This is a genomic window from Pseudomonas sp. MD195_PC81_125 (assembly GCF_014060985.1).
Classification (GTDB): domain Bacteria; phylum Pseudomonadota; class Gammaproteobacteria; order Pseudomonadales; family Pseudomonadaceae; genus Aquipseudomonas; species Aquipseudomonas parakoreensis.
Genome location: NZ_JABULD010000085.1, coordinates 1 through 3,600, shown reverse-complemented (window position 1 = coordinate 3,600; position 3,600 = coordinate 1). Strand labels below are relative to the sequence as shown.

The 3,600-nt window shown below is 62.2% G+C and carries 3 protein-coding genes and 2 pseudogenes; 4 read left to right on the top strand and 1 reads right to left on the bottom strand.

The features are described from left to right. Positions 1–133: 133 nt before the first annotated feature. Positions 134–574, top strand: coding sequence for a carboxymuconolactone decarboxylase family protein (locus tag HT737_RS03705; RefSeq protein WP_182401483.1), 441 nt, complete (start codon positions 134–136; stop codon positions 572–574). A 216-nt stretch (positions 575–790) separates the two neighbouring features. On the opposite strand, the gene HT737_RS03700 is transcribed toward HT737_RS03705, so the two are convergent. Further along, positions 791–1,135 (bottom strand): hypothetical protein, encoded by a 345-nt coding sequence (locus tag HT737_RS03700; RefSeq protein ID WP_095666785.1) that lies wholly within the window; start codon positions 1,133–1,135, stop codon positions 791–793. Positions 1,136–1,286: 151 nt separating this feature from the next. Between HT737_RS03700 and HT737_RS03695 the strand changes: the two are divergent. From HT737_RS03695 to HT737_RS03685, 3 genes and pseudogenes are all read left to right on the top strand, one after another. Further along, positions 1,287–2,011: pseudogene (locus tag HT737_RS03695) on the top strand (secretin and TonB N-terminal domain-containing protein). Next, on the top strand, positions 2,008–2,559 hold the full coding sequence (locus HT737_RS03690) for an RNA polymerase sigma factor (RefSeq protein WP_041062424.1): 552 nt from the start codon (positions 2,008–2,010) through the stop codon (positions 2,557–2,559). The pseudogene HT737_RS03695 and the gene HT737_RS03690 overlap by 4 nt, the downstream one beginning before the upstream one ends. A gap of 31 nt (positions 2,560–2,590) precedes the next feature. Beyond that, a pseudogene (locus tag HT737_RS03685) lies at positions 2,591–3,528 on the top strand (DUF4880 domain-containing protein). Positions 3,529–3,600: the final 72 nt, after the last annotated feature.

The window sequence follows — 3,600 nt, the reverse complement described above, 5'->3', positions numbered from 1 at the left end:
GGCAGCTCCTACAGGGGATTTGTGTGGGGGTCGGGATTTCAGTGGTGTGGTGGTTTTTCGTGGAATTGGGGCTGTAACGCTGGCGCATCAGCGCTTACCGTAAATCCACTATCCCGCATTCCGAGACCTGCCCATGTCCCCGCGTCTGGAGTACTACAACGCCTCACCCAAGGCGATGAAAGCCATGATCGCCATGGAAGCGCTGACCCGCGACCTGAGTATCGAGGCGCCGCTGTTGCAACTGATCAGGATCCGCGCGTCGCAGCTCAACGGCTGCGCGTTCTGCACCGACATGCACTCGGTGGACGCGCGGCGGGCCGGGGAGAGTGAGCGGCGTTTGTATGCGATTGCGGTGTGGCGCGACAGCGGCTTTTTCAATCCCCGCGAGCGCGCCGCGTTGGCTTGGGCCGAGGCGGTGACGTTGTTGGCTGAAAGTCATGTGCCGGATGATCTTTACCAGTTGGCCAAAGCGCAATTCAGTGAAGCTGAACTGGTGGATCTGACCATGGCCGTCACCACCATCAACAGCTGGAATCGCCTGGCGGTGAGCTTTCGCCAAATCCCAAGCGACTGACGTTCACACCCTGTGATTGAGGTGTTCCTTGTGGTGAGGGGATTCATCCCCGATGGCCTGCGTAGCAGGCCCAACACTATCCGACGCGGGTCCGTCAGATAAACCGAGTCAGCGGATTGACGACTGCTGCGCAGCCGATCGGGGATAAATCCCCTCGCCACAGGTGTGTTTCCCCTTCCTGTAGGTGTGTGAGTTTCTTAGCCTCAGGTGTTTGACTCATTTATTGGTTAATGGGGAGGTTCCGTTATTCGCGGCTGGGCGTTGTGGTTTGACTGAGGTGCCGAAGGTGTTGCCCATGCGTGTGCCTGTTGCGGCCGGCGTCGCGAGGCCAACCTGATTTGGCGGCCGTTTGTTCACGGGAACGTTCATTGCCTCCTGATTCTTCTGCGCGGCGGCAGCACCCTCGGGATTGTTGCCCATCTGCTGGCTCAGACAATCGTAATTCGGCGCCTTGTAGCCGCCCACCGTCACCTCCACACAGCCCAGCGGCTGTTCGGCGTGGGCACTGGCGAAGGCGCTCAGCAGCAGCCCGCCGAGGGCGATTTTCCACAGTGATTTCATGCAAGCCTCCTGGCCGGCCCGAAGCGGCCGTTCTCTGATTGCAGTCTAGTGCAAGCCTCGCGCGAATCCCCGTGATGGTTTTTTTGCACCGCCCGTCACACCAGATTCATAAACAGCCATCAGGATGACGGTTTTCAGGGGTACGTCAGCCGTGCAGCGAGGCAGTTCCAGGGACGGTTTTCAGCGTTCAGCGACGCTCGTGCGCCGGGTGAGTCTGGGGCTGCTGCTTGGCTGGTTCAGCGGCGGGACGACAGCCGGACCGGTGCCGGCCGACCTGCGCATGACCCTGCACATTCCGGCGCAGGATCTGGCCCGGGCGCTGGATCAGTATAGCCACGCCACGGGCGTTGCGGTGCTGGTCGACAGCCAGTTGAGTCGTGGCCGTCGTTCGTTGGCGGTCGATGGCGAATACACCGCTGCCGATGCGCTGCGTCGTTTGCTCGGCGGCAGCGGCCTGATGGCGCGTTATGCCCGCGACGACGCGTTCACCTTGCAGGTGGCGCAGGTCGAAGACGTGCCGTCGGCCCTGGACAAAACCACCCCGGCCAGTGCCGCTGTCAGTCGCAGCTACGCCACTGCGGTGCAAGCGGCGATCGAGCACAACCTGTGCCGTTCGCCGCTGACCCGTCCGGGCAGTTATCGCGCGGTGTTGCAGGTCTGGGTCGGGCGCGACGGCGTGGTGCAGCACAACCGGTTGGTCACCACCACCGGTGATGTACGGCGCGATACCGCGCTGGTGGAGAGCTTTCGCAATCTGAGGATCGACCCGGCCGACGCCCCAGCGCGTTGCGTCAGCCGGTCACGTTGCTGTTGTTACCGGAGTCGTCAGGGAAACGCATGGAATGCACCAAATGGGAAGGAGTTTCCGGGGGATGAAAGACACCGGACAAGGTTCGATGGTCCAGCTGTTCCTGACGTCCTATGAGGACTTTCGGGTGCGCTTGCGACGCCGTCTCGGCTCGGAAGACCTGGCCAACGACGTGCTGCATGAAACCTACCTGCGGGTCGACCGCATGGAAACGCCACCGAACCTGCTGCGGCCCAATGCCTACCTCTATCGCATGGCCCTGAACATCGCCGCCGACCGCCGTCAGGCCGATGCGCGCCTGCTCACCGGCGAGGAAGTCGAAGAGCTGCTGCAAGTCGGCGACGAGGCGCTGGACCCGGCGCGGGTGGTGGGCGGGCAAAAGGAAATTCAGTCGCTGCTCAGTGCTCTTTACGAGCTGCCCGCGCGGCGGCGCAGAATCTTCATCGCGGCGCGGCTGGAGGAGGCACCGCACCTGGAAATCTCCCAGCGCTTCGGCATCTCCACGCGCATGGTCGAAAAGGAAATCAAAGCCGCATTGGGCTTCTGCGCCGCGAAACTGGAAAGAAAAGTGTTTCAGCGGTTCGGTCGCGGGGCCGGAAAACCGTCTTCTGAATAGTGCCCGATCATTTCGTTGAGAATCTGCGCGTTTGAACATCTTTCGACTGACACCTGCCAAGCCATCGGCGGCCGACAAACTGCACAGCGAAGCCCACGACTGGTTGGTCCTGCTGACCTCGGGCCGCGCCACCGTGGCCGACGCCCGCGCCTTGCGCGACTGGTGCGCGCAGAGCGCCGAACATGCTCAGGCTTTCGAGCAGGCCAAGGTGTTGTGGCACAACCTGCAGCCTGCCGCTGAAAGGCTGCAGTCGCCTCGGCGGTTTGGCCGGCGCGCGTTTCTCGGTGGCGCCATTGCTGCGTCGGCGGCGTTTTTGCTGGTACGTGGGACGATTCCCGGTGGCTTTGAAGGGCTCGGCGCCGATTACATCACCGAAGTCGGCCAGCAGAAGCGCTTCGAACCGGTCGATGGCGTGAGCTGGAACTCAACACCCAGACCCGCATTAACCAGCGTTCTGGCGATGATGGTGTGCAGGGATTCGAACTGGTCAGCGGCGAAGTCGAAGTGCAGACTGCGCGGCTGCCATTGGCGATGCAGGCTGGAGGAGGGTGGTTGCGCGCCAGTCAGGCACGGTTCAACTTGCGCAACACCGATCAGCAAGTGTGCGTGACGTGCCTTGATGGTTCGGTGGACGTCAATGTCGATGGTCGCAGCCTGCGCCTGCAGCCGGGTGAGCAACTGACCTACGACGCGCAGCAAGTGGGCGCAGTGCAAAGCGTCGACACCGCCGCAGTGATGAACTGGCGCCAACAAGTGCTGGTATTCAACGGCGCAACCCTCAGCCAGATGATCGACGAGATCAACCGCTACCGCCCCGGCATGCTGCTGTTGCTCAACCGCGAACTCGGCCAACGCCGCGTACAAGCCCGCTTCAGCCTCGACCAACTCGCCGGCGTCGCCCTGCTGATCCGCGACGCCTACGGCGTCAAATGCACCGAACTGCCCGGCGGCGTGGTCGTCCTCAGCTAACCCAATCCCACCAACCCCACCAATCCCAATGTAGGAGCTGCCGAAGGTGCGATCTTTTGATTTTTGATTTTT

Excerpts from the sequence above, each read along its gene's own strand:
- HT737_RS03705 (WP_182401483.1), top strand. The coding sequence starts at position 134 with ATGTCCCCGCGTCTGGAGTACTACAACGCCTCACCCAAGGCGATGAAA.
- HT737_RS03700 (WP_095666785.1), bottom strand. The coding sequence starts at position 1,135 with ATGAAATCACTGTGGAAAATCGCCCTCGGCGGGCTGCTGCTGAGCGCC.
- HT737_RS03690 (WP_041062424.1), top strand. The coding sequence starts at position 2,008 with ATGAAAGACACCGGACAAGGTTCGATGGTCCAGCTGTTCCTGACGTCC.